Source organism: Zeimonas sediminis, from assembly GCF_023721795.1.
In the GTDB taxonomy this organism is placed as follows: domain Bacteria; phylum Pseudomonadota; class Gammaproteobacteria; order Burkholderiales; family Burkholderiaceae_E; genus Zeimonas; species Zeimonas sediminis.
This window is the reverse complement of the sequence record NZ_JAMQYE010000001.1, coordinates 312,716-337,515: the sequence shown is the minus strand read 5'-3', so window position 1 is coordinate 337,515 and position 24,800 is coordinate 312,716. Positions and strand designations below refer to the sequence as shown.

General features: G+C 72.2%; 18 protein-coding genes. 13 read left to right on the top strand and 5 right to left on the bottom strand.

What is annotated here, in order from left to right; all coding sequences use genetic code 11:
• Positions 1 to 98: 98 nt before the first annotated feature.
• Positions 99 to 860 carry a 30S ribosomal protein S2 gene (gene rpsB / locus M6I34_RS01545; RefSeq protein WP_272483960.1) on the bottom strand — a complete coding sequence of 254 codons (762 nt, stop codon included), beginning with the start codon at positions 858 to 860 and terminating at the stop codon, positions 99 to 101.
• Positions 861 to 1,003: 143 nt separating this feature from the next.
• Between rpsB and map the strand changes: the two genes are divergently transcribed.
• Complete coding sequence (map, locus tag M6I34_RS01540; RefSeq protein WP_272483959.1) at positions 1,004 to 1,852, top strand: type I methionyl aminopeptidase; 849 nt, start codon at positions 1,004 to 1,006, stop codon at positions 1,850 to 1,852.
• A gap of 3 nt (positions 1,853 to 1,855) precedes the next feature.
• Entirely contained in the window at positions 1,856 to 4,453 is a 2,598-nt protein-coding gene (locus M6I34_RS01535; protein ID WP_272483958.1) for a [protein-PII] uridylyltransferase, read from the top strand.
• Positions 4,454 to 4,475: 22 nt separating this feature from the next.
• On the opposite strand, the gene M6I34_RS01530 is transcribed toward M6I34_RS01535, so the two are convergent.
• The 4 genes from M6I34_RS01530 to smc form a co-directional block, all read right to left on the bottom strand.
• The gene (locus tag M6I34_RS01530) at positions 4,476 to 5,213 is read right to left on the bottom strand and encodes an S-methyl-5'-thioinosine phosphorylase (protein WP_272483957.1); all 738 of its coding nucleotides are present in this window, start codon (positions 5,211 to 5,213) and stop codon (positions 4,476 to 4,478) included.
• Positions 5,214 to 5,288: 75 nt separating this feature from the next.
• Positions 5,289 to 7,508: an NAD-dependent DNA ligase LigA gene (gene ligA, locus M6I34_RS01525; RefSeq protein ID WP_418953527.1), complete on the bottom strand. Its 2,220-nt coding sequence runs from the start codon at positions 7,506 to 7,508 to the stop codon at positions 5,289 to 5,291.
• Positions 7,505 to 8,707: a hypothetical protein gene (locus M6I34_RS01520; RefSeq protein WP_272483955.1), complete on the bottom strand. Its 1,203-nt coding sequence runs from the start codon at positions 8,705 to 8,707 to the stop codon at positions 7,505 to 7,507. The genes ligA and M6I34_RS01520 overlap by 4 nt, the downstream gene beginning before the upstream one ends.
• A complete protein-coding gene (smc, locus tag M6I34_RS01515; RefSeq protein WP_272483954.1) occupies positions 8,707 to 12,234 on the bottom strand; it encodes a chromosome segregation protein SMC in 3,528 nt (1,175 codons plus the stop codon). The genes M6I34_RS01520 and smc overlap by 1 nt, the downstream gene beginning before the upstream one ends.
• A 227-nt stretch (positions 12,235 to 12,461) precedes the next feature.
• Here smc and queF point away from each other — a divergent pair, with 227 nt between their 5' ends.
• The 11 genes from queF to M6I34_RS01460 all read left to right on the top strand — a co-directional run bounded on the left by queF (position 12,462) and on the right by M6I34_RS01460 (position 24,789).
• Positions 12,462 to 12,881 (top strand): preQ(1) synthase, encoded by a 420-nt coding sequence (queF, locus tag M6I34_RS01510; protein WP_272483953.1) that lies wholly within the window; start codon positions 12,462 to 12,464, stop codon positions 12,879 to 12,881.
• Between the two features lie 78 nt (positions 12,882 to 12,959).
• On the top strand, positions 12,960 to 14,150 hold the full coding sequence (dapC, locus tag M6I34_RS01505) for a succinyldiaminopimelate transaminase (protein WP_272483952.1): 1,191 nt from the start codon (positions 12,960 to 12,962) through the stop codon (positions 14,148 to 14,150).
• A 35-nt stretch (positions 14,151 to 14,185) separates the two neighbouring features.
• Entirely contained in the window at positions 14,186 to 15,007 is an 822-nt protein-coding gene (dapD, locus tag M6I34_RS01500) for a 2,3,4,5-tetrahydropyridine-2,6-dicarboxylate N-succinyltransferase (RefSeq protein ID WP_272483951.1), read from the top strand.
• A gap of 53 nt (positions 15,008 to 15,060) precedes the next feature.
• A complete protein-coding gene (locus M6I34_RS01495; RefSeq protein ID WP_272483950.1) occupies positions 15,061 to 16,239 on the top strand; it encodes a PilT/PilU family type 4a pilus ATPase in 1,179 nt (392 codons plus the stop codon).
• 22 nt (positions 16,240 to 16,261) lie between these two features.
• Positions 16,262 to 16,636 (top strand): ArsC family reductase, encoded by a 375-nt coding sequence (locus M6I34_RS01490; protein ID WP_272483949.1) that lies wholly within the window; start codon positions 16,262 to 16,264, stop codon positions 16,634 to 16,636.
• A 20-nt stretch (positions 16,637 to 16,656) separates the two neighbouring features.
• Positions 16,657 to 17,793 (top strand): succinyl-diaminopimelate desuccinylase, encoded by a 1,137-nt coding sequence (gene dapE, locus M6I34_RS01485; RefSeq protein WP_272483948.1) that lies wholly within the window; start codon positions 16,657 to 16,659, stop codon positions 17,791 to 17,793.
• Positions 17,790 to 18,794 (top strand): 50S ribosomal protein L3 N(5)-glutamine methyltransferase, encoded by a 1,005-nt coding sequence (gene prmB / locus M6I34_RS01480; protein WP_272483947.1) that lies wholly within the window; start codon positions 17,790 to 17,792, stop codon positions 18,792 to 18,794. The genes dapE and prmB overlap by 4 nt, the downstream gene beginning before the upstream one ends.
• Positions 18,791 to 20,755, top strand: a complete 1,965-nt coding sequence (locus tag M6I34_RS01475) for an ABC-F family ATP-binding cassette domain-containing protein (protein WP_272483946.1) — start codon at positions 18,791 to 18,793, stop codon at positions 20,753 to 20,755. Before prmB ends, M6I34_RS01475 begins: the two co-directional genes overlap by 4 nt.
• Positions 20,756 to 20,805: 50 nt before the next feature.
• Positions 20,806 to 21,573 (top strand): trehalose-phosphatase, encoded by a 768-nt coding sequence (otsB, locus tag M6I34_RS01470; protein WP_272483945.1) that lies wholly within the window; start codon positions 20,806 to 20,808, stop codon positions 21,571 to 21,573.
• Positions 21,570 to 23,378: a glycoside hydrolase family 15 protein gene (locus M6I34_RS01465; protein ID WP_272483944.1), complete on the top strand. Its 1,809-nt coding sequence runs from the start codon at positions 21,570 to 21,572 to the stop codon at positions 23,376 to 23,378. Before otsB ends, M6I34_RS01465 begins: the two co-directional genes overlap by 4 nt.
• Before the next feature lie 16 nt (positions 23,379 to 23,394).
• Positions 23,395 to 24,789, top strand: coding sequence for an alpha,alpha-trehalose-phosphate synthase (UDP-forming) (locus M6I34_RS01460; protein ID WP_272483943.1), 1,395 nt, complete (start codon positions 23,395 to 23,397; stop codon positions 24,787 to 24,789).
• The last annotated feature ends 11 nt before the right edge of the window (positions 24,790 to 24,800 follow it).

Sequence of the window (24,800 nt, the reverse complement as noted above, 5' to 3'; positions counted from 1 at the left end):
AAAGGGGCTGTCACCGACAGCCCCGCCGCGCTTGCGTGCGGCGGGCCGTGCCCGCCGCCGCCTTCATCGGCCGTCGGCCGCTGCGGCGATGTCTCCGGTCAGGCCTCTTCGTCTTCGCCGGCGTCGATCTCGACGAATTCCTCGTCGCCCTCGGTCGCCGTCTTGACGATCTCCTGCAGCGAGGCGGCGCGACCCTCGAGGATCGCGTCGGCGGCGCCGCGCGCGTACAGCTTGATCGCGCGGGCCGAGTCGTCGTTGCCGGGGATCACGTGGTCGATGCCCTCGGGCGAGTGGTTGCTGTCGACGACCGCGACGACCGGGATGCCGAGCTTCTGCGCCTCGGTGATCGCGATCTTGTGGTAGCCGACGTCGATGACGAACAGCGCGTCGGGCAGGCCGCCCATGTCCTTGATGCCGCCGAGGCTGCGCTCGAGCTTGTCCATCTCGCGCTGGAACAGCAGGCCTTCCTTCTTGGACATCTTCTCGAGGCCGCCTTCGGCCATCGTGGCTTCCATGTCCTTCAGGCGCTTGATCGACGTCTTGACCGTCTTGAAGTTGGTCAGCATGCCGCCGAGCCAGCGCTGGTCGACGAAGGGCATGCCGGCGCGGGCCGCTTCCTCGGCGATGGTCTCGCGGGCCGAGCGCTTGGTGCCCACGAACAGCACGGTGCCGCGATTGGCGGCCAGCTGGCGCAGGTACTTCATCGAGTCCTGGTACATGACCAGGGTCTTCTCGAGATTGAAGATGTGGATGCGATTGCGATGGCCGTAGATGTACGGGGCCATCCGGGGATTCCAGAACCGCGTCTGGTGGCCGAAGTGAACGCCGGCCTCGAGCATTTGCCGCATGGTGACGGACATGACAGACTCCAACTGAGGGTTGTGACTGACGCGCCGCGAAGGCCAGCGGCCGCGCGCCGTGCGGTCGGGAGACCGGCTCCGGCGCGCTGCCGTGGCACCCTTCAGGTGCGGCGCGCGCGATTTCCGCTGCCGGCAAGGGCCTGATGAGCCCATGCGCCAAAAGCGAAGCCTATAATCATAGCATGGCAATCACTATCAAGACAGCCTCCGAGATCGAGGCGATGCGGACCGCCGGCCGCCTGGCCAGCGAGGTTCTCGACTACGTCACGCCGCACGTGCGGCCGGGCGTGACCACCGGCGAGCTCGACCGCCTGTGCCACGAGTACATGGTCGGCGTGCAGGGCACCGTGCCCGCCCCGCTGAACTACGCGCCGCCGGGCTACCGCCCCTACCCGAAGTCGATCTGCACCTCGGTCAACCACCAGGTCTGTCACGGCATCCCGGGCGACCGCGTGCTGAAGAACGGCGACATCGTCAACATCGACGTCACCGTGATCAAGGACGGCTTCCACGGCGACACCAGCCGGATGTTCGTCGTCGGCGACGCGTCGATCGCCGCCCGCCGGCTCTGCCAGGTCACCTGGGAGTGCATGTGGCTGGGGATCGAGCAGGTCAGGCCCGGCGCCACGGTCGGCGACATCGGCCACGCGATCCAGCGCCACGCCGAGGCGCAGGGCTGCTCGGTGGTTCGCGAGTTCTGCGGCCACGGCATCGGGCGCAAGTTCCACGAGGACCCGCAGATCCTGCACTACGGCCGGCCCGGCACCGGCCCCCGGCTCGAGGCCGGGATGATCTTCACCGTGGAGCCCATGATCAACGCGGGCCGGCGCGAGGTCCGCGAGATGGCCGACGGCTGGACCATCGTCACCAAGGACCACAGCCTGTCGGCCCAGTGGGAGCACACGGTGCTCGTCACCGAGGCCGGCTTCGAGGTCCTGACCGTGTCGGCCGGCGCGCCGGCGCGCCCCGAGCCGCTGACCGCGGCGGCCTGAGCGATGGGCGCCGGCGCGCTTGGCGCGGTGGCCGCCGAGGCGGCGCCCCTGCCCGACCTCGCGCCGCTTCGCGAGGCGTGGCAGCGCGAGCGCGCCGCCGCGATCCAGGGGTTTCGCGACTCGCAGAACCCCGACCGCCTGCAGCGGGCGCTCAGCCGCGCCACCGATCGCGCGCTGCGGGCGCTGTGGCGGATGCTGTCGCCGTCGCGCCAGTACTCGCTGGTCGCAGTGGGCGGCTACGGCCGCGGCGAGCAGTTCCCCCATTCCGACGTCGACCTGCTGATCCTGACGCCCGAACGGCCGCAGGGCGCGGCCGCCGAGCGGCTCGAGCGCTTCGTGGGCGCCTGCTGGGACCTCGGGCTCGAGATCGGCCACGCGGTGCGCACGCCCGACGAATGCCTGCGCGAGGCGGCCGGCGACGTCACGGTGCGCACCAGCCTGCTCGAGCGCAGGCGGCTGGCCGGAAACCGGCTGCGCTACGAGGCGCTGGGCCGCGAGCTCGACGCGGCGTTGCGCGCCGACGAGTTCTTCTCGGCCAAGATGCTCGAGATGCGGCAGCGCCACGCGAAGTACGTGGACAGCCCGTACAGCCTCGAGCCGAACACGAAGGAAAGCCCCGGGGGGCTGCGCGACCTGCAGGTGATCCGCTGGATCGCGCGCGCGAGCGGCTTCGGCCGCAACTGGAGCGAGCTGGAGGCGCGCGGCCTGATCACCGCCAGCGAGGCGATCCAGTTGCGCGCCAACGAGCGACGGATCGCCCGGATCCGCGCCTGGCTGCACATCCTGGCCGGGCGCCGCGAGGACCGGCTGGTGTTCGACCTGCAGGCGCGGGCCGCCGAGGCGATGGGCCTGGCCCGGAGCTCGGCGCGCCAGTCGTCCGAAGAACTGATGCAGCGCTACTACCGCGCCGCCAAGACGGTCACCCAGCTGAACACGATCGTGCTGCAGAACCTGCGCGGCGCCCTGTTCCCGTCCGGCGCGGCGGCCGCGCGCCCGATCGACCGGGAGTTCCTCGACCGGCAGGGCCTGCTCGACCTGGCCGACCCCGGGCTCTTCGAGCGCGACCCGTCGGCGATCCTGCGCTGCTTCCTGACCATGCAGCGCCACCCCGAGCTCACCGGCATCGCGACCCGAACGCTGCGCGCGCTGTGGCACGCGCGCGGCCGGATCGACGCGCGCTTCCGCCGCGACCCGGCCAACCGCGCGCTGTTCCTGGAGCTGCTGAAGTCGCCTCGCGGGGTCACGCACGAGCTGCGGCGGATGAACAAGTGGTCGATCCTGGGCCGCTACCTGCCGGCCTTCCGGCGGATCGTCGGCCGGATGCAGCACGACCTCTTTCACGTGTACACGGTCGACCAGCACATCCTGATGGTCGTGCGCAACCTGCGCCGCTTCGCGATGGCCGAGCACGCGCACGAGTATCCGTTCTGCAGCCAGCTGCTGGCGGCCTTCGAGAAGCCCTGGCTGCTCACGATCGCCGCGCTCTTCCACGACATCGCAAAGGGCCGCGGCGGCGACCATTCGAAGCTCGGCCGCGTCGACGCCCGCCGCTTCTGCCGCCAGCACGGACTGGAACGCGCCGACTCGCAGCTGGTCGAGTTCCTGGTCGAGCATCACCTGACGATGTCCTCGGTCGCGCAGAAGCAGGATCTCGGCGACCCGGCGGTCATCACCCGCTTCGCCTCGCTGGTCGGCACCGAGGAGCGGCTGACCGCGCTGTACCTGCTGACCGTAGCCGACATCCGCGGCACCAGCCCCAAGGTCTGGAACGCCTGGAAGGCCAAGCTGCTCGAGGACCTGTTCCGCGCGACCAAGCGGGCGCTGGAGGGCGAGACGCCGACCCGCGAGCGCCGGCTCGACGCGCGCCGCGCCGAGGCGGTGCGGCTGCTGAACCTCAGGGCGATCCCGCCGGAGCGCTACGAGGCTTTCTGGAAGCGGCTCGGCATGGGCTACTTCCTTCGCAACGACGCGCAGGACATCGCGTGGCACGCGCGGGTGCTGACCGGCCATCCGGAAGACCGCCCGGTGGTGCGCACGCGCGTCGCGCCGATCGGCGAGGGCTTCCAGGTGGTCGTGTGGCTGCGCGACCAGCCCGACCTCTTCGCGCGGCTGTGCGGCTATTTCGACAGCCGCAACCTGTCGGTGCTCGACGCGAAGATCCACACCACGCGCGACGGCTGGGCGCTGGACAGCTTCCTGGTCGTCGACCCGGTCGGCGAGGTGGGCCAGTACCGCGACATCCTGACGCTGGTCGAGACCGAGCTCGGCGAGCGGCTCGAACGGCGGGCGCCGCTGCCGGTGCCGGTGCGCGGCCGCAGCTCGCGCCGCTCGCGCACCTTCCCGATCGAGCCGTCGGTCGACCTGCGCCCGGACGAGCGCGGCGACCACTTCCTGCTGTCGATCACCGCGAACGACCGCACCGGCCTGCTCTACGCGATCGCCCAGGTGCTTAGCCGGCACGGCATCAGCCTGGAAACCGCCCGGATCACCACGCTCGGCGAGCGCGTCGAGGACGTGTTCCTGATCGAGGGCCCGGCCTTGCTGAACCCTCGCCAGCAGCTGCAGTTCGAGACCGACCTGCTGGACGCGCTGCGCGCCTGAGCCCGGCGCGCTGCCCGCCCGGTCAGCCGCGCACGACCTCGGACAGGATGCGCCTGACCCGGACCATCGCCTGGTCGAGCACTTCGGCGATCGCCTCGAGCGAGATGCGCTCGGCGCTGTCGCCGGTGCCGGCCGCGTGGTTGGCCACGACGCACAGCGCGGCATAGGGCAGGTCCAGTTCCCGGGCCAGCGCGGCCTCGGGCATGCCGGTCATGCCGACGAGGTCGCAGCCGTCGCGGGCGAGACGGCGGATCTCCGCGGCGGTCTCCAGCCTGGGGCCCTGCGTGCAGCCGTAGACGCCGCCGTCGATCGCGGTCTCGCCGGCGCGCGCGGCAGCCGCGAGCAGCCGGGCGCGCAGCGCGCGATCGTAGGGCTCGGTGAAGTCGATGTGGGTGACCGGCTGGTTCGGCCCGTCGAAGTAGGTGCCCCGCCTGCCGTGCGTGTAGTCGACGATCTGGTCGGCCACCACGATCGCCCCGGGCCCGTACTCGCTGCCGATGCCGCCGACGGTGGCCACCGACACCACGCCTTCCACCCCGGCGTCGCGCAGCGCCCAGACGTTCGCGCGGTAGTTGATTTCGTGCGGCGCGATCGTGTGGCCGTAGCCGTGGCGCGCCAGGAACACGATCTCCCGGCCGTCGAGCTCGCCGAAGGTCAGCGCGCAGGAGGGATCCCCCCAGGGCGTGCGGGCGATGCTGCGCCGGGGATTGCCCAGGCCGGCCAGCCGGGCGAGTCCGCTGCCGCCGATGATTCCAAGCATGTGTTCGGTTCTCCGTTGTCGTGCGGGGCCGTCAGCCCCTCGCGCCGGTCATATCGTGCGCTCGCCTCTCGCCGGTCACTTCTCGCCGGTCATGCCGCGCAGCGCCGCCTCGTCGATGACCGCGACGCCGAGACTGGCTGCCTTGTCGAGCTTGCTGCCGGCTGCCTCGCCGGCGACCACGTAGTCGGTCTTCTTCGACACCGAGCCGCTCACGCTTCCGCCGTGCCGGCGGATCATCTCCGCCGCCTGCTCGCGGGTCAGCGAAGGCAGCGTGCCGGTCAGCACGAAGGTCTTGCCGGCCAGCGCGTGAGAGCCGGCCGCGGCGGCGCCCTCGCCCGCTGCGCCGCCGGGCGCCTCCCAGCCGACGCCGGCAGCCAGCAGCGCCTCGACGACCTCTCGGTTGTGCGGCTCGGCGAAGAAGCGACGGACGCTGTCGACGATCTCCGGCCCCACGCCTTCGAGCGGCACCGGCTCGGGCGGCTCACCGCGGGCGCGCCGCCGCGCGTTCTCCTTCTGGATCGCGGCCTTGCGCGCCGCGAGCGCGTCCCAGTCCTCGCCGGCCAGCGCGTCGACGTCCGGATAGGCGTCGGCCAGCAGCCGCGCGACCTCCTCGCCGACGTGGCGGATGCCCAGCGCGAACAGGAAGCGCGCGAACGTGGTCCTGCGCGAGCGGTCGATCGCCTCGACCAGGTTGGCCGCCGACTTCTCGCCCATCCGCTCGAGCCCCGCCAGCGTGGCGGCGTCGAGCCGGTACAGGTCGGCCGGCGTGCTGACCAGCCCGCCGTCGACCAGCTGGCCGACCAGCTTCTCGCCCAGCCCGTCGATGTCCATCGCCCGGCGTTGCGCGAAGTGCAGCAGCGCCTGGCGGCGCTGGGCCGGACAGTAGAGCCCCGCCACGCAGCGCCGGTCGGCCTCGCCTTCCTCTCGCTCGGTGGCCGAACCGCACACCGGGCAGGCGTGCGGCATCCCGAAGCGGCGGTAGCGCCCGGCCGCCTCGTGGCCGTGCTCGCGCGGCAGCGCGCGGACGACCTCGGGGATCACGTCGCCGGCGCGCCGCACGACGACCCGGTCGCCGATCATCAGCCCCTTGCGCTCGATCTCGTCCTCGTTGTGCAGCGTGGCGTTGGTGACGGTGACCCCGCCCACGAAGACCGGCGCGAGCCGGGCGACCGGGGTCAGCTTGCCGGTGCGGCCGACCTGCACCTCGATGTCGAGCAGCTCGGTGACCGCCTCCTCGGCCGGGAACTTGTGGGCCAGCGCGAAGCGCGGCGCGCGCGCCACGTAGCCGAGCAGCTCGTGCCAGTCGCGGCGGTCGACCTTGTAGACCACGCCGTCGATCTGGTAGGGAAGCGCGGCGCGCCGCTCGCCGATGCGGCGAAAGAACTCGAGCAGGCCGTCGGCATCGTTCGCGACCGCGCGCTCGGGCCCGACCGGCAGGCCGGCCGACTCGAGCCATGCGAGCAGGCCCGAGTGCGTGGCCGGGGTTTCGGCACCGCGGACCTCGCCGACGCCATAGGCGAAGAAGCGCAGCGGGCGGCGCGCGGTGACCGCCGGGTCGAGCTGCCTCAGGCTGCCTGCCGCCGCGTTGCGCGGGTTGACGAACTCCTTCTCTCCGGCCTCGCGCTGGCGGGCGTTGAGCGCCTCGAAATCCGCGCTCCACATCAGCACCTCGCCGCGCACCTCGAGCACCTCGGGCCCGACCCCTTCCAGCCGCAGCGGGATCGCGCGGATCGTGCGGATGTTCGCGGTGACGTCCTCGCCGACCGCGCCGTCGCCGCGGGTCGCGGCCTGCACCAGCCGCCCGCGCTCGTAGCGCAGGCCGACCGCGAGGCCGTCGTACTTCAGCTCGGCGCTGTAGCGCAGTTGCGCCGGATCGAGGCCGGACTCGGCGAGCAGTTCGCGCACCCGCCGGTCGAAGCCGCGCACCGCATCGTCGTCGAAGGCATTGTTCAGCGACAGCATCGGCCGGCTGTGGCGGACCGGCGCGAATCCGCCGGCGACCGCACCGCCGACCCGGGCGGTCGGCGAGTCCGGCGCGGCGAGCCCGGGGTGGTCGCGCTCGAGCGCCTGCAGCTCGGCGAACAGCCGGTCGTACTCGGCATCGGGCACCGTGGGCGCGTCGAGCACGTAGTACTCGTGGTCGTAGCGCCGGATCAGCGCTCGCAGGGCTTCGGCGCGGGCGGCCGGATCGGCGCCGTGCCCGGTGCGGTGCCCGCTCGGAAGGTCGCTGCTCAACGGAGAGGCTCCCGGTCGTCGAAAGCGGCTCGCTCGCGCATCGCGGGCGCGCCCGCTCAGTTGAACACGCGCAAGGCCAGCGGCGAGCCGGCCGGCAGCCCGATCGCGTCGAGCGACGCGTAGCGCTGCGTGAGCTGCCGGGAGATCGTGTCGAGCGCATCGAGCGGGATCGCCTTGCCCGCGTCGTCGACGACCCGGCCGGAGATGCGCGACGCCGCCGCCTGCGCGCAGTCGAGCATCGCGATCCAGCCTTCGAGCGACTCGGCGGTGCGCGGCACGTCGAGCAGGAAGCCGAGTCGCTGCGGCGAATCGGTCAGCGACATCGTGAAGACGAGCTCGCCGCCGGGGCCCAGCCGCGCGTGGCGATGGCCGCCACGCTCGACGAGGTCCAGTTCGGCGGCCAGCGCGGCGACCTGCGCCGGGCCGAGCGGCTCCGGCGAATCGACGTTCAGGCCGATCTGGGCGTCGAGCTGCGCGCAGGTCGCGTCGAGGTCGCGCGCGCGAGCGATCACGTCGGCCATGTCGGGCGTATCGGCGAGCGTGGAGAGCTGGTCGGCGACCGCCTGCACGGCGGCGACGAACTCGGTGTACTCCATCGCGTTCAGCGGTCCGTGGCGGTTGGCGAGCAGCACGCCGACCCTCAGCACCCGGTAGGCGACGCCGGCCGCGAGCGGCACAGCCGCATCCTCGCCGAACGCGCCGGCGGGCACGCCGTCGGCGAGGATCGGCTTGCTGCCGGCGCGGCGCACGCCCTGGGTGACGGCGACCAGGCGCTCGCCGGAGACCGGCGCGTCGAGCGGCAGCGCGACGATGCAGTCGCAGGTCGGCGACAGCACCGGCCCGCCCGCCGGCGCGGCCGGATGGCCGGCCCCCCGCTCGCCTGCGGAAGCGGACTCGGGCAGGCCCGATGGCCGGTCGTCGCCGGGCGCCGCGGCCTCGAGGCTGCCCGCCGCGCCGAAGTCGCCCGCGTCCGGCTCGCCGGCCGGCTCGAAGGCCGGGTCGGCGCCCTCGGGGACGGCGACGTCGCCGAGTCGCGGCTCGCGCCTCGACACTCGCCCCGGCACGCTCGCCGGGCGAGCGCCGGTCGCGTCGGGCTCGGGGCGCCCGCCCGGCGAGCGCGTGTCGGCCTCGCCCTCGGACTTCGGGCGCGCCGCCGACAGGCGCCGCCGGCGGCCCAGCGCCTGCAGCAGGTTGACTCCGACGACGGCCAGGATCGCCGCCGCTGCGAAGATCAGGATGCTGATGCCGAGGCTGCTCATCACGCGGCCTCCGCCATCCGGTGGGCCGCCTCGAGGTCGACGGCGACGATCCGCGAGACGCCACGCTCCTGCATCGTGACGCCGATCAGCTGCTGTGCGAGTTCCATCGCGATCTTGTTGTGCGTGATGAAGAGGAATTGCGTGTGGTCGGACATCCGCCGGACCATGTCGCAGTAGCGCTCGGTGTTCGCATCGTCGAGCGGCGCGTCGACCTCGTCGAGCAGGCAGAACGGGGCCGGGTTCAGCTGGAACAGCGCGAACACCAGCGCGATCGCGGTCAGCGCCTTCTCGCCGCCCGACAGCAGGTGGATCGAGCTGTTGCGCTTGCCCGGCGGCTGCGCCATCACCTGGATGCCGGCGTCGAGGATCTCGTCGCCGGTCAGGATCAGCTTCGCCTCGCCGCCGCCGAACAGCTGCGGGAACAGCATGCCGAAGTGCCGGTTGACCGTGTCGTAGGTGTCCTGCAGCAGCTCGCGGGTCTCGCGATCGATGCGGCGGATCGCGTCCTCTAGCGTGGCGATCGCCTCGTTGAGGTCCCTCGACTGGTCGTCGAGGAAGCCCTTGCGCTCGGCGGCCTGCGCGAGCTCGTCGAGCGCCGCCAGGTTGACCGGGCCGAGCGCGGCGATCGCGTTGGCGAGCCGGGTGACCTCGCCCTGAAGCCAGGCGGGCCTGGGCATCTGCTCCAGGCCCTCGCGCAGCGCCTGCTCGGCCGCCGCATCGACCTCGGCCTCGGCCAGCAGCTGCGCGAACTGCTCCTGGTTCATCCGGGCCGCCTGCTCCTTGAGCTGCAGCTCGGTCACCTTCTGGCGCAGCGGCTCCTGATCGCGCTCGGCCACCAGCCGCTGCTCGTCGCGCTGGCGCAGCGAGTGGGTCAGGTCGTCGAGCCGCTGGCGCGCCTCGGCCAGCGCCTGCTCGGCATTCGCCCTGCGCTCGAGCGCCTCCTGGAGCGCCTGCTGGGCGGCGTCGTCCGACATCTGCATCAGCTTGCCGAGCAGCGTCTCGCGCTCCTCGGCGGCCTGCGCGGCCATCGCCTGGCCCTGCTCGACCAGCGCCTCGAGGCGCTCGATCGACGCCTCGAGGGCCCGCACCGCGAACGCCGCCTCCTGGGCGTCGCGCTCCTGCTGGCGGAGCGCCTCGCGATGCCGGCCCAGCTCGGCCTCGGCGTCCTCGAGCTCGCGCTGCAGGTCCTCGGCGCGCTGCTGGCGCTCGGCCAGCTCCAGGTCGAGGCGTTCGAAGTTCTCGCCCTCCGCCGCGATCTCGGTCTCGAATCCGTCGATCTGCGCGACCAGCTCCTCGAGCTCGCCCTCGATCCGCTCGCGGCTCTGGGCGACGCGGTCGCGCTCCTGCTCGAGCCGCTGCACGTCCATGCGCAGGGCGGCCAGCTGCTTGAGCTGGCGGTTGTGCTGGTCGCGCAGCGCCATCAGCGCGGCCAGCTTCGCCGAAGCCTCGGACTCGGTGCGGTTGGCGTGGGCGCGGGCATCGTCGACCAGCAGTTGCTGGGCGCGCAGCTCGCGCACCAGGTTCTCCAGCTCCTGCCGGCGCGCGAGCATCCCCTCCTGCTCCGAATCGGCCGCGTACAGGGCGAGCGACTGCCGCCCCACCACGTGACCGGCCGGCACGACGAAACGGCCGCCGGCGGGCAGCGAATCGCGCCGCGCGATCGCCTCGTCGAGCGAATCGGCCGCGAAGTGTCCGGCCAGCCAGTCGGCAAGCAGCGCCTGCACCCCGGCGTCGCCGCTGTGCACGACCGCAGCGAGCGGCCTCAGCCCGGCGGGCGCCGCCGGCGGCACCGGGCCGCCCGGCGCGGCCGCGAAGAAGCCGACCTTGGACGGCGGCGCATCGGCCACCAGCTGGGCCACGGTCTCGATCCGCCCGACCTCGAGCGCGTTGACCCGCTCGCGCAGCACCGATTCGATCGCGCTCTCCCAGCCGGCGTCGATGCGCAGCTTCTGCCACAGGCGCGACAGGCCCTCGAGGCCGTGGCGGGCCAGCCAGGGCTGGACCTTCGCCTGACTCTCGACCCGCTCCTGCAGCTGACGGAGCGCGGCGATCCGCGCCTCGATCCGGGCGAGCTTGGCCTCGGCCTCGCGCTGCGCCTCGCGCGCCGGCGCCCGCTGAGCGTCGAGCGCGTTCCAGGCCTGCTCGGTCTGGGCGAGCTGCGCGGCGGTGAGCGCGTCGGCCTCCTCTGCCCCGGCGAGCGACTCGACCGCCGCCTCTAGCTCGGCCGGGTCGAAGTCCTGCAGCGTGCCCGCCTCGTCCTGCAAGCGGTCGCGCCGGCGGCGCGCGGTGTCCAGCGCCTCGCCGGCACGCCGCGTGTGCACCGACGACAGCTCGATCGCCTGGCGGGTCTGGCCGACCAGCGCGCGCGCCTCGTCGACCCGGGCGCGCGCCTCGCGCACGCGGGTCTCGATCTGCGGGAAACCCTCGGAGGCGGAGGCGACGATCTCGGCCAGCTCCTCCGAGCGGGTGCGCGCGCCATCGAGCTGCATGCGCGTGGTTTCCAGGTCGGCGCGCGCCTGGTCCTGCTGCAGCTGCGCCCGGTGCGACTGTTGCTCGACGCTGTCGAGGCGCTCGCGCAGCTGTCCCTGGGTCTGCGAAACCAGGCGGATCTCGGCCTCGATCCGGCTGACCTCGGCGTTGCAGTCGTAGAAGGCGCCCTGCGCGGCGTGCACTGCGTCGCCGGCCGCGTAGTGCGCCTCGCGAACCCCCTCGATGCCGGCCTCGATCGCGCGCAACTCGGCGACGCGCTCGTCGAGCCGCGCCTGCGCCTCGGCGGCCTGGGCCGCCAGCCGCTGGCGCTCGGCCTCGGCCTCGTCGCGCCGCAGCACCCACAGCAGCTTCTGGCGCCGGTCGCGGTCGGCCTCGAACTCGCGATACTGCCGGGCCACCTCGGCCTGGCGCTCGAGCCGCTCGATCTGGCCGTCGAGCTCGCGCAGGATGTCCTCGACGCGGGTCAGGTTCTCCCGGGTGTCGGCAAGGCGGTTGGCGGTCTCGCGGCGCCGCTCCTTGTACTTCGACACGCCGGCCGCCTCTTCGAGGAAGACCCTGACCTCCTCGGGGCGCGCCTCGATGATCCGCGAGATCATCCCCTGGCCGATGATCGCGTAGGCGCGCGGCCCCAGGCCGGTGCCCAGGAACATGTCGTGCACGTCGCGGCGGCGCACCGACTGGTTGTTGATGAAGTAGTTGGACTGGCCGTCGCGGCTCAGCACCCGCTTGACCGAGATCTCGGCGTACTGGCCCCAGCTGCCGCCGATGCGGCCCAGCGAGTTGTCGAAGACCAGCTCGACCGACGCGCGCACCGCCGGCTTGCGTTCGGACGAACCGTTGAAGATGACGTCCTGCATCGACTCGCCGCGCAACTCGGAAGCCTTGGACTCGCCGAGGACCCAGCGGACCGCGTCCATGATGTTGGACTTGCCGCAGCCGTTCGGACCGACGACGCCGACCAGCTGGCTGGGAACGTCGAACGCGGTCGGGTCGACGAAGGACTTGAAGCCGGCGAGTTTGATCTGTTTCAGGCGCACGGGGAGATCCTGCGGCGAACGATGGTGACCCGCCGGACGATCGGCGCCGCCGCGCCGGCCCGGCCGGGTCGCACTAAAGGACGAAAATCCAGATGAGGGCGAAAATCCAGAGGGCGAAAATCCAAAGCGCGAAAGCCGCTCGCGGCGGCTTTCTGTCGCTCCGTATAATACCACCCGCCCTTCGCGCGCCCGGCCTTTCGAGCGGCGCGCCAGCACCCCGGCCCCAGATGCCTTCCAAGCCCTCCACCCAGCTCGAGACCTTCCCGAATCCGGCGCCGCAGCGCGACTACCTGGTCCATGTCGAGATCCCCGAATTCACCTGCCTGTGCCCGCTGACCGGCCAGCCGGACTTCGCCACGATCGTCATCGACTACATCCCCGACAAGCGCAACCTCGAACTGAAGGCGCTGAAGCTGTACATGTGGTCGTTCCGCGACCAGGGCGCCTTCCACGAGGACGTCACCAACCGCCTGCTCGACGCCTTCGTGAAGGCCACCGCGCCGCGCTTCATGCGCGTGACCGCGAAATGGTACGTGCGCGGCGGCATCTTCACGACGGTCGTTGCCGAGCATCGCAAGCGCGGCTGGAAACCCGCCCCGCGCGTCGAGCTCGAGCAGTTCCCGTCCGAACGCAGCACCCGAGGCTGAGACTAGAGCCGTCAAGCTAAAGTGACTTCTTAAGTTGAAAAGAAATACAACATCAATTCATTGAGTTAGCGAGCATTCTTGAACTCGATTCTCGATTGCCTCCAGCCCTACCCGTTCGAGCGCCTGCGCGGCCTGCTCGCCGGTGTCGAGCCGTCGAAGGCCCACGCCCCGCTGAACCTGTCGATCGGCGAGCCCCGGCACCCCACCCCGGCGGTGATCCGCGAGGCGATCACCGCCCACCTCGACGGCCTGTCCGGCTATCCGCCGACCGCGGGCAGCGACGCGCTGCGCGAGGCGATCGCCGGCTGGCTGATGCGGCGATACGGGCTGCCTTCGATCGACCCGAAGACCCAGGTGCTGCCGGTGCTCGGCTCGCGCGAGGCCCTGTTCGCCTTCGCCCAGACGGTCGTCGACCCGCGTGACGGCGGTTGGGTCGTCTGCCCGAATCCGTTCTACCAGATCTACGAGGGCGCGGCCCTGCTGGCCGGCGCCCAGCCCTGGTTCGTCGACCAGGTGCCCGAGAACGGCTTCCGCTGCGACTGGGACTCGGTGCCGCAGGCCGTCTGGTCGCGCACCCGGCTGCTCTACGTCTGCTCGCCCGGCAACCCGACCGGCGCGGTGATGTCGCTCGACGAGTGGCGCCGGGTGTTCGAGCTGTCCGACCGCCACGGTTTCGTGATCGCGGCCGACGAGTGCTACTCGGAGATCTACTTCGACGAAGCGGCCCCGCCGATCGGCGCGCTGCAGGCCGCCCAGGCGCTCGGACGCGGCGACTTCGCGCGGCTGGTCGTGTTCTCCAGCCTGTCCAAGCGCTCGAACGCGCCGGGCATGCGCTCGGGCTTCGTGGCCGGCGACGCGACGATCCTGAAGCGATTCCTGCTCTACCGCACCTACCACGGCAGCGCGATGAGCCCGACTTTCCAGGCCGCCTCGATCGCCGCCTGGAACGACGAGGCCCACGTGCGCGACAACCGCGCGAAGTATCGCGAGAAGTTCGACGCGGTCACGCCGGTCGTCGCGTCGGTGCTCGACACCGGTCTGCCCGAGGCCGGCTTCTACCTGTGGGCCCGGGTGCCGGGCGGCGACGACCAGGCGTTCTGCCGCGAGCTGCTGCGCCAATATAATGTCCTGACCCTGCCGGGCTCCTTCCTGGCCCGCGAACACGAGGGCCGCAACCCGGGGGCCGGTTTCGTGCGGCTCGCGCTGGTCGAGCCGCTCGACCGCTGTGTCGAGGCGGCGGGCCGCATCCGCACCTTCCTTTCCTCCTGACCGGCGGCGCCCGCGCCGCGCATCGAACGATCGCCATGAGCCAGATCCAGACCATCATCGACAAGGCGTGGGAAGACCGCGCCCAGATCTCCCCGAAGGCCGCCCCGGCCGAAGTCCGCGACGCGGTGGCCCACGTGCTGGCCGAGCTGAACGCCGGCCGCCTGCGGGTGGCCGAGAAGACCGGCGGCGACTGGACCGTCCACCAGTGGATCAAGAAGGCGGTGCTTCTTTCCTTCCGCCTCGAGGACAACGTGCCGATGCCGGCGGGCGCCCTGCAGTTCTACGACAAGGTGCCGACCAAGTTCGACGGCTGGAGCGCCGCGGACTTCGCGGCCGGCGGTTTCCGGGTCGTGCCGCCGGCCGTCGCCCGTCGCGGGTCGTACATCGCCCGGAACGTGGTGCTGATGCCCTCGTACGTGAACATCGGTGCTTACGTCGACGAGGGCACGATGGTCGACACCTGGGCCACGGTCGGCTCCTGCGCGCAGATCGGCAAGAACGTCCACCTGTCGGGCGGCGTCGGCATCGGCGGCGTGCTGGAGCCGCTGCAGGCCAACCCGACGATCATCGAGGACAACTGCTTCATCGGCGCGCGCTCGGAGGTGGTCGAGGGCGTGATCGTCGAGGAGAACTCGGTGCTGTCGATGGGCGTCTTCATCGGCCAGAGCACCAAGATCTACAACCGGGAGACCGGCGAGATCCTCTACGGCCGCGTGCCGTCCGGCTCGGTCGTCGTGCCCGGCACCCTGCCCTCGGCGGACGGGAAGGTGAACCTCTATTGCGCGGTCATCGTGAAGCGGGTCGACGCGCAGACGCGCGCCAAGACCGGCATCAACGAGCTGCTGCGCGGCGACTGAAGCGGACGGGGCCCGGCGACGCCGGCCCCCACGCGGGAGAACGAGCGATGGCGATGATGGAGCGACTGCTGCGGCTGATGGCCGAGAAGAAGGCTTCCGACCTGTTCCTGTCGCCGGGCTCCCCGATCCAGCTGAAGATCGACGGCGCCACCGTGCCGATCAACGCGCAGCGCCTCGAGCCGCCGATGGTCGCCTCGCTGATGCGCGAGATCGTCGACGATCGCCAGTGGCAGGCCTTCGAGGCCAGCAACGAGCTGAACGTCGGCTACGGGCTCAGCGGGGTCGGGAGCTTCCGGGTCAACGTCTTTCGCCAGCGCGGCACGCCGGCCAGCGTGATCCGCTACATCCCGAGCGACATCCCCGCGCTCGACACGCTGCAGCTTCCGTCCATGCTCGGCGACCTGATCATGGAGAAGCGCGGGCTGATCCTGGTGGTCGGCGCGACCGGCTCGGGCAAGTCGACCACGCTGGCCTCGATGCTCGAGCACCGCAACGAGAACAAGCCGGGGCACATCCTCACGCTGGAAGACCCGATCGAGTTCACCTTCCGCAGCAAGCGCTCGATCGTGAACCAGCGGCAGATCGGCACCGACACCGGCTCGCTCGAGATCGCGCTGAAGAACGCGATGCGGCAGGCGCCCGACTGCATCCTGATCGGCGAGATCCGCGACACCGCCACGATGTCGGCGGCCATCGCCTACGCCCAGTCCGGTCATCTCGTGCTGGCCACGCTGCACGCGAACAATGCCAATCACGCGCTGAACCGGATCGTCAGCTTCTACACGCCCGAGAACCGCCGCGTGCTGCTCTCCGACCTGTCCGCCACGCTCAAGGGCGTGATCTCGCAGCGGCTGGTCCGCTCGCTGGCCGGCGGCCGGATCCCGGTGGTCGAGATCCTGCTGAACACCCGGCACGTGGCCGAGCTGATCGAGCAGGGCCGGCTCACCGAGGTCAAGGAGGCGATCGAGAAGAGCATGGCGGTCGGCTCGCGCACCTTCGACCAGGAGCTCGCCAGGATGGTCCGCGAACAGCTGATCACCCGGGCCGACGCGCTGGCCAACGCCGACTCGCCGACCAACCTGCTCTGGATCCTCGAGAACGAGCCCGAGGAAGGCGAGGAGCGCGGCCGTCCCGCCGCCGCCGGAGCGCCCGGCTCGCCTGCCCAGCGCAGTCCCGCGGTGCCGGTCGATGCCGACGGCCCGTCCTTCTCCGAATTCCTCCTCAACATCTGACCCCGACAGCCTCGCCCGCCGGATGCCCGAACTCGTCGTCTACGGTATCGAGAACTGCGACCAGGTCCGCAAGGCACGTGCCTGGCTGCGCGCGCACGGCGTCGAGCACCGGCTTCACGATTTCCGCCGCGACGGCCTCGCCCCTGAAAGGCTCGCAGCCTGGCTCGGCCGCGTGCCCTGGGACTCGCTGCTGAACCGGCGCGGCCTCGGCTGGCGCAAGCTCGACCCGGCGCGCCGCGCGCAGGTCACCGACGCTGCGAGTGCGGCCGAGCTGCTGCTGGAGGATCCCGTGCTGATCAAGCGCCCGGTGCTCGAGCACGAGTCGGGCATCGTCGTCGGCTTCTCCGAGGCGATCTACGAATCCCTGTTCGGCGCCGGCCCCGACGCGTCGCCCTGAATCCCGGACCCTTTCCCCCGATGACTTCACCCGTCCGTGCCCTGACCGAGGCGCTGATCGCGCGCCGTTCCGTGACGCCCGAAGACGCCGGCTGCCAGCGGCAGCTCGCCGGGCGCCTCGCGCCGCTGGGCTTTCGCTGCGAGACGATCGCCTCGGGCGACACGACCAACCTGTGGGCGCTGCTCGACAGCGGCCGCGCGGGCCCCACGCTGGTGTTCGCCGGCCACACCGACGTGGTGCCGCCAGGGCCGCTGGACAAGTGGAGCAGCGACCCGTTCGTGCCGACCGAACGCGACGGCAGGCTCTTCGGCCGCGGCGCCGCCGACATGAAGACCTCGATCGCGGCCTTCGTGGTGGCGGTCGAGGAGCTCGTCGCCGCCGGCGCGCCCTGGCGAGGCCGGATCGGGCTGCTGATCACCTCCGACGAGGAAGGACCGGCCACCGACGGCACGATCAAGGTCGTCGAGGCGCTGCGCGAGCGCGGCGAGCGGCTCGACTACTGCATCGTCGGCGAGCCCACCTCGGTCGAGGCGCTCGGCGACATGGTCAAGAACGGCCGGCGCGGCTCGCTGTCGGGCCGCCTCACCGTGCGCGGCGTGCAGGGCCACGTCGCCTACCCGCACCTGGCGCGCAACCCGGTTCACCAGCTCGCCCCGGCGCTGGCCAGGCTCGTGGCGACCGAGTGGGACGCCGGCAACGAGTACTTCCCGCCGACCACCTGGCAGGTCTCGAATATCCGGGCCGGCACCGGCGCCACGAACGTGATCCCGGGCGAGGTCGTCGTCGACTTCAACTTCCGGTTCTCGACGGCCAGCACGGTCGAGTCGCTGAAGTCGCGGGTCGCGGCGATCCTCGACGAGGCCGGCCTCGACTGGCAGATCGACTGGTCGCTGTCGGGCATGCCCTTCCTGACGCCGCGCGGCGAGCTGTCGCAGGCGCTGGCCGAAGCGATCCGCGCCGAGACCGGGATCGAAACCGAGCTGTCGACGACCGGCGGCACCTCCGACGGCCGCTTCATCGCGGCGATCTGCCCGCAGGTCGTCGAGTTCGGCCCGCCGAACGCCAGCATCCACAAGATCGACGAGCACATCGAGACGCGCTTCATCGACCCGCTGAAGGACATCTACCGGCGGACGCTGGAGGCCCTGCTGCGATGAGCGGCCCGCCGGCTCGCCCCCCCGTCGCCTTCGAGCGCGCGACCCCCGGCCGGGCCGACGCCCGCGCCGCGCTGCGCACGCTGCGCGACCTGCTTCGCCACGCTGTCAGCCGCTTCGAGGCGGCCGGCCTGTGCTACGGCCACGGCACCGACAACGCGCGCGACGAGGCGGCCTGGCTGCTGCTCTGGTCGCTGCACCTGCCGCTCGACACGCTCGACGACTGGCTCGATTGCCGGCTCACCGCGCCCGAGATCGACGCCGCGCTCGCGCTGATCGAGCGCCGCTGCGCCGAGCGGATCCCGGCCGCCTGGCTGACCGGAGAAGCCTGGCTGCGCGGCGTGCGCTTTCTTTCCGATCCGCGCGCGCTGGTTCCCCGCTCGCTGATCGCCGAGGCGCTGGACGAGGCGCTCGACGAGTGGCTGGGCGAGGGCCTGCCGGACTGGCTGTCCGGCGAAGACCGGCCCGCCGACTGGCCGCAGCGCGTTCTCGACCTGTGCACCGGCGGCGGCAGCCTGGCGATCCTCGCCGCGCTGCATTTCCCCGACGCCGAGGTGACCGGCAGCGACATCAGCGCGGACGCGCTGGCGCTGGCCGCCGACAACCTCGCGCTGCACGGCATGGAGGAACGGATCCGGCTCGTCCGCGGCGACCTGTTCGCCGGTCTGGGCGACGACGAGCGCTTCGACCTGATCCTCTGCAATCCCCCTTACGTGAATGCCGGGTCGATGGCCGTGCTGCCGCCCGAATTCCGCGCCGAGCCCGAGCTCGCGCTGGCGGGCGGGGCCGACGGCATGGACTTCGTGCGCCGCCTGGTCGACGAGGCCCCTGCCCGGCTGACCGGCCACGGCGTGCTGGTCGTCGAGATCGGCCACGAAGCCGATCACTTCGAGGCCGCCTTCCCGGACCTCGAGTTCGCCTGGCTGCCGGTCGCCGCGGGCGACCGGATGATCGCCGCGATCACGCGCCGGGCGCTGGCCGAACGCGCGGCCCGACGCGCGTGATCCGGCTGCGCGGCGTATCGCTGTCGCGCGGCGGCCGCACGCTGATCGCCGACGCGACGCTGTCGATCTCGCCCGGCGAGCGCGTCGCGCTGATCGGCGCCAACGGCTCGGGCAAGACGACCCTGCTCGGCGCGCTGGCCGGCGAGCTGTCGCCCGATCGCGGCGACATCGACCAGCCGTGGCGCAAGGTGATCCGGCTCGAGCAGTCGCTGCCCTCCAGCCCGCTGCCCGCCTGGCGATTCGTCGTCGACAGCGACCCCGAGCTGGCCGCCGCGCGCGCCGAGCTGGCCGACGCGGAGCGCTCGCACGACGGCCTGGCCCTTGCGCACGCCCACGACCGCTGGAACGAGCTCGAGGGCCACGGCGCCGAGGCGCGCTGCCGCGCACTGCTGGCCGGGCTGGGGTTCTCCGACGCCGAGACCGACCGGCCGGTCGACGCGCTGTCGGGCGGCTGGCGGATGCGGCTGAACCTCGCCCGCGCGCTGTTCGGCCGCAGCGAGCTGCTGCTGCTCGACGAGCCGACCAACCACCTCGATCTCGACGCGGTGCTGTGGCTCGAGCGCTGGCTGCTGCGCTACCCGGGCACCGCGATCATCGTCTCGCACGACCGCGACTTCCTCGACCGGGTCGCCACCGCCTCGCTGCACATCGACGAAGGCCGCATCGTGCGCTACGCCGGCGGCTACAGCGAGTTCGAGCGGCTGCGCGCGCTGCACGCCCAGCAGGCCGAGCGCAAGCGGGCGGCCGACGCGGCCCGCGTCGCCCACCTGCAGAACTTCATCGAACGGTTTCGCGCGAAGGCCACCAAGGCCCGCCAGGCCCAGAGCCGGATCAAGGCGCTCGAGAAGATCGCGATCGCCGCGCCGGTGCGCGCGCTGCGCGGCGTCGAGTTCACGCTGCACGAAGTCGGCGACTGCCCCGATCCGATGCTGGTCGCCGAGGACGTCGACGCCGGCTACGGCGACGTCGCGATCCTGCGCGACGTGAACCTGACGATCCGGCGCGGCGCCCGGATCGGCGTGCTGGGCCGCAACGGCGCCGGCAAGAGCACGCTGATCCGCACCCTGGTCGGCGAGCTGCCGCCGCTGGCAGGCAGCGTGCGGCCCTCGCGCGCGGTGCGGATCGGCTACTTCGCCCAGCAGGGCATCGACCGGCTGCGCCCCGCCGAATCGCCGCTGTGGCACCTGCAGCACATCGACCCGAAGGCGCGCGAACAGGCGCTGCGCGACCGGCTGGGCAGCTTCGGCTTCTCGGGCGACGACGCGACACGGCCGGTCGGCCCGATGTCCGGCGGCGAAAAGGCCCGCCTGTCGCTCGCGCTGATGCTGCACGACGAGCCGCAGCTGCTGGTGCTCGACGAGCCGACCAACCACCTGGACGCGCAGACCCGCGACGCGCTGGCCGACGCGCTGGCCGACTTCGACGGCGCGGTGCTGCTGGTCTCTCACGACCGTTACCTGCTGCGCGCCACGGTGGACACGCTGATGCTCGTGCGCGACGGCAGCCTGCAGGAGTTCGACGGCGACCTCGACGACTACGCCGACTGGCTGCTCAAGTCCCGCCCGGCCGCCGAGCCGGCAGCCCGGGCCGCGCCGGCCGGGGCCACGGGCGCGGCCGGCGGCGGCGCAAGCGGACCGATCGAGCCGGCCGAGGCGCGCGGCGACCGGCGCGAGGCGCGTCGGCTGGCCGCGGAGAAACGGGCGCGCCTGTCGGCGCTGCTCGGCCCGATCGAGCGCCGCATGCAGGCGCTCGAGAAGCGGCTCGGGGAGGCCGAGGGGCGATTGACCGAGCTCGACCGCGCGCTCGCCGATCCGGCCGTCTACGAGGACGGCGGGCGGGCCGCCGAGCTCAGCCGCGAGCGCGGACTGCTGGCCAGGCAGCGCGACGAGATCGAGCACGAGTGGCTCGAAGCGGCCGCCGAGCGGGACCGGCTCGCCGAAGAGGCCTCGGCACCGGGATAGTTTCGGCCGAAAGCTATACACTCGACTGCATCGAGTCCCCGAGTCCGACCATGCAGCCGCTTCCCCCGCTCGGCGACACCGTCGCCCTGTTCCTGGACTTCGACGGCACGCTGGCCGACATCGCCCCGCGCCCAGACGCGGTGCGCCTGGCCCCCGACCTGGTTTCGGTGCTGGACGCCCTGCACGCGCGGCTCGATGGCGCGCTCGCCGTGGTCTCGGGCCGGCCGATCGCCGAGCTCGACGCCTTCCTGGCGCCTCTGCGCCTGCCTGCCGCGGCCGAGCATGGCGCGCTGCTGCGAGCGACCGCGGGCGGGCCGGCGATCCGCCCCGCCGAGGACGAGGCCGACGGAAGCCTCGCCGCGGCGCTGGCAACGGTCGAGCGGGCGGCCCGGGCGCTCGCCGACCGGCATCCGGGCCTGCTGGTCGAGCGCAAGACCACGTCGGTCGCGCTGCACTATCGCGGCGCACCGGCGCTCGGCGAGCAGTGCGCCGAGACGATGCGCTCGGCGCTGCGCGACTCGCCGCTGCTCGAGCTGCTGCCCGGCAAGTGCGTCGTCGAGGCCCGGCCGTCCGGCGTCTGCAAGGGTTCGGCCATCGAGGCGCTGATGCGGCACGCGCCCTTCGCCGGGCGCACGCCGGTGTTCGCCGGCGACGACGTGACCGACGAGGCCGGCTTCGCCAGGGTGCGCGCGCTGGGCGGCGTCGCGATCAAGGTCGGGCCCGGGGAAACGGTCGCCGGCCATCGCTGCGAGTCGCCGGCCGCGCTGCGCGCCTGGCTGCGGCAGGCCGTCGATGCCGGCGAGCGGAGGCGCGCATGAGCGAGGCGCCCGGATTCGGCGCGACGGCCGAGCCGTCGCTGGCCCTCGGCGTGGTGGGCAACTGCGCGTTCAGCGCGCTGGTCGACCGGCGCGCGCGCATCGTCTGGTGCTGCCTGCCGCGCTTCGACGGCGATCCGGTGTTCGACGCCTTGCTCGACTCCTCGGGCAACGGCAGCAGCTTCGCGATCGAGATCGAGGACTTCGCCGGCTCGCGCCAGTGGTACGAGCCGAACACCGCGGTGCTGCGCACCCAGCTCTTCGACCGCGCGGGCCAGGGCATCGAGATCACCGACTTCGCGCCGCGCTTTCGCAGCCGATCGCGGATCTTCCGGCCGATGACGCTGGTGCGCCGGGTGCGTCCGCTGGTCGGCGCCCCGCGCATCCGCATCGTGCTCGCGCCGCGCTTCGACTGGGGCCGGGTCGTGCCGCAGGTCACCCGGGGCAGCAACCACATCCGCTACGTCCACGACTCGCTCACGCTGCGGCTCAACACCGACGCGTCGATCTCGCACGTGCTGGCCGCGCAGCCCTTCGTGCTGACCCGCGAGCTCAACCTGTTGCTGGGCCCCGACGAGACGCTCGGCGAAGGCGTCGCCGACACCGCGCGGCACTTCGAGCAGGAGACCCTCGCCTACTGGCGAAGCTGGACCCAGCGGCTGGCGCTGCCGCTCGAGTGGCAGGACGAGGTGATCCGGGCGGCGATCACGCTGAAGCTGTCGGTGTTCGAGGACACCGGCGCGATCGTCGCCGCGATGACCACCAGCATCCCCGAGGCGCCGGGCACCCAGCGCAACTGGGACTACCGCTACTGCTGGCTGCGCGACGCCTTCTTCGTGGTGCGCGCCCTCAACGGCCTGTCCGAGGTCGGCACGATGGAGGACTACCTCGGCTGGCTGACCAACGTGGTGGCCGACGCCCGCGGCGGACACATCCAGCCGCTCTACGGCATCGGCCTCGAGAAGCAGCTGACCGAGCGGATCTGCGCCCACCTGCCCGGCTACCGGAACACTGGACCGGTCCGGGTCGGCAACCAGGCGCAGGAGCACTTCCAGCACGACGTCTACGGCAACATCGTGCTGGGGGCCTCGCAGGCCTTCCACGATCGCCGCCTGCTGCGGCCGGCCGGCCTGCCCGAGTTCGAGGCGCTCGAGCAGGTGGGCGAGCAGGCGGTCCGCGTGTTCGGCCAGCCCGATGCCGGCATGTGGGAGCTGCGCACCCGCGCGTGCGTGCACACCTCGTCGGCGCTGATGAGCTGGGCCGCCTGCGACCGGCTCGGCAAGATCGCAGCGCGGCTGGGCTCGCCGCGCTCCGCCTTCTGGCGCGACCACGCCCACCGGATGAAGGAGACGATCCTGCGCGAGGCCTGGAGCGACGAGCGCAAGGCCTTCGTCGACAGCTTCGGCGGCCGCCACCTCGACGCCGGGGTGCTGCTGATGGCCGAGGTGGGCTTCCTCGACCCGATGGACCCCCGCTTCGTGGCCACCGTCGAGGCGCTCGAGGCGAACCTGTGCGACGGCCCGCACATGCGCCGCTACGAGGCCCCCGACGACTTCGGCAAGCCGGAGACCGCCTTCAACATCTGCGCGTTCTGGCGGATCGACGCGCTGGCGCGCATCGGCCGCCGCGCCCAGGCCCGCGAGATCTTCGAAGCGATGCTGACCGCGCGCAACCACCTCGGGCTGCTGTCCGAGGACACCCATCCGCTGACGGGCGAGATGTGGGGCAACTTCCCGCAGACCTACTCGATGGTGGGCATCGTCAACTGCGCGGTCCGCCTGTCGGCGCCGTGGGAGACCGTCATCTGATGCACGGGAGATCGCGATGAACAGGCTCGTCGTCGTGTCGAACCGGCTTGCCGACCCGCGCAAGGCGTCCGCGGGAGGACTGGCGGTGGCGCTGGGCGAGGCGCTGAACAGCACCGGCGGGCTGTGGTTCGGCTGGAGCGGCAGGATCATCGAGGGCGGCACCGCCGGCGAGGGCGACCTGCACGTGCAGCAGGCGGGGCGCGTCACGCTGGCCACGGTGGACATCGGCCGCGACGACCACGACGCCTACTACTCGGTCTACAGCAACGGCGTGCTCTGGCCGGTGTTCCACTACCGGCTCGACCTGGCCCGCTTCGAGTCCGGCGCGATCGCCGGCTATCGTCGCGTCAACCAGCTGTTCGCCCGGCGCCTGCAGCCGCTGCTGAAGCCCGGCGACGCGATCTGGATCCACGACTACCACCTGATCCCGCTGGCCGCCGAGCTGCGGGCGATGGGCTGCGGCAACCCGATCGGCTTCTTCCTGCACATTCCGCTGCCACCGCCTCCGATCTTCGCCACGATCCCCGAGCACGACTGGCTGATGCGCTCGCTGTTCGCCTGCGACCTGGTGGGCTTCCAGAGCCGTCAGGACCTGGCCCACTTCTCGGCCTACGTCGTGACCGAGGCCGGTGGGCGGGCGCTCGGCGATGGCCGCTTCGAGGCCTTCGGCCGCACGCTGCGCGCCGGCGCCTTCCCGATCGGCATCGACGTCGACGAGTTCGCCAGGCTGGCGGCCGGGCGCGAGGCCCGCGAGACCTTCGCGACGATGCGCGAGCAGTACGCGCGCCGCAGCCTGCTGGTCGGGGTGGACAGGCTCGACTACTCGAAGGGGCTGCCCCAGCGAATCAAGGCCTTCCGCGAACTGCTGGTCAACTACCCCGAGAACCGGGACAGCGCCACGCTGATCCAGATCGTGTCGCCGAGCCGCGAGAGCGTCGACGCCTACGCGGACATCCTGCGCGAACTGGAAGGCCTGTGCGGCGCGGTCAACGGCGACTTCGGCAGCCTGGACTGGATGCCAGTGCGCTACATCCACCGCACCGTCGCCCGCAAGCGACTGCCGGGGCTTTACCGGGCCGCGCGGGTCGGGCTGATCACGCCGCTGCGCGACGGGATGAACCTGGTGGCCAAGGAGTACGTGGTCGCCCAGGATTCCGACGACCCCGGCGTGCTGGTGCTGTCGCGCTTCGCCGGCGCCGCCGAGCAGCTGCACGAGGCCCTGCTGGTCAACCCCTACGACATCCGCGGCAGCGCCGAGGCGATCCAGCAGGCGCTCAGGATGCCGCTGGCCGAGCGCCGCGCGCGGCACGCGGCGCTGCTGGCGCGGATCCGCGAGCACGACGTGCATCGCTGGTGCGGCGATTTCCTCGGCGCGCTGGCCGGCGACGGCCCCGCCGCCGGCAACGCGTGACAGGTCTCCGG

Excerpts from the sequence above, each read along its gene's own strand:
- rpsB (WP_272483960.1), bottom strand. The coding sequence starts at position 860 with ATGTCCGTCACCATGCGGCAAATGCTCGAGGCCGGCGTTCACTTCGGC.
- map (WP_272483959.1), top strand. The coding sequence starts at position 1,004 with ATGAGCCCATGCGCCAAAAGCGAAGCCTATAATCATAGCATGGCAATC.
- M6I34_RS01535 (WP_272483958.1), top strand. The coding sequence starts at position 1,856 with ATGGGCGCCGGCGCGCTTGGCGCGGTGGCCGCCGAGGCGGCGCCCCTG.
- M6I34_RS01530 (WP_272483957.1), bottom strand. The coding sequence starts at position 5,213 with ATGCTTGGAATCATCGGCGGCAGCGGACTCGCCCGGCTGGCCGGCCTG.
- M6I34_RS01520 (WP_272483955.1), bottom strand. The coding sequence starts at position 8,707 with ATGAGCAGCCTCGGCATCAGCATCCTGATCTTCGCAGCGGCGGCGATC.
- queF (WP_272483953.1), top strand. The coding sequence starts at position 12,462 with ATGCCTTCCAAGCCCTCCACCCAGCTCGAGACCTTCCCGAATCCGGCG.
- dapD (WP_272483951.1), top strand. The coding sequence starts at position 14,186 with ATGAGCCAGATCCAGACCATCATCGACAAGGCGTGGGAAGACCGCGCC.
- M6I34_RS01495 (WP_272483950.1), top strand. The coding sequence starts at position 15,061 with ATGATGGAGCGACTGCTGCGGCTGATGGCCGAGAAGAAGGCTTCCGAC.
- M6I34_RS01490 (WP_272483949.1), top strand. The coding sequence starts at position 16,262 with ATGCCCGAACTCGTCGTCTACGGTATCGAGAACTGCGACCAGGTCCGC.
- dapE (WP_272483948.1), top strand. The coding sequence starts at position 16,657 with ATGACTTCACCCGTCCGTGCCCTGACCGAGGCGCTGATCGCGCGCCGT.
- prmB (WP_272483947.1), top strand. The coding sequence starts at position 17,790 with ATGAGCGGCCCGCCGGCTCGCCCCCCCGTCGCCTTCGAGCGCGCGACC.
- otsB (WP_272483945.1), top strand. The coding sequence starts at position 20,806 with ATGCAGCCGCTTCCCCCGCTCGGCGACACCGTCGCCCTGTTCCTGGAC.
- M6I34_RS01465 (WP_272483944.1), top strand. The coding sequence starts at position 21,570 with ATGAGCGAGGCGCCCGGATTCGGCGCGACGGCCGAGCCGTCGCTGGCC.
- M6I34_RS01460 (WP_272483943.1), top strand. The coding sequence starts at position 23,395 with ATGAACAGGCTCGTCGTCGTGTCGAACCGGCTTGCCGACCCGCGCAAG.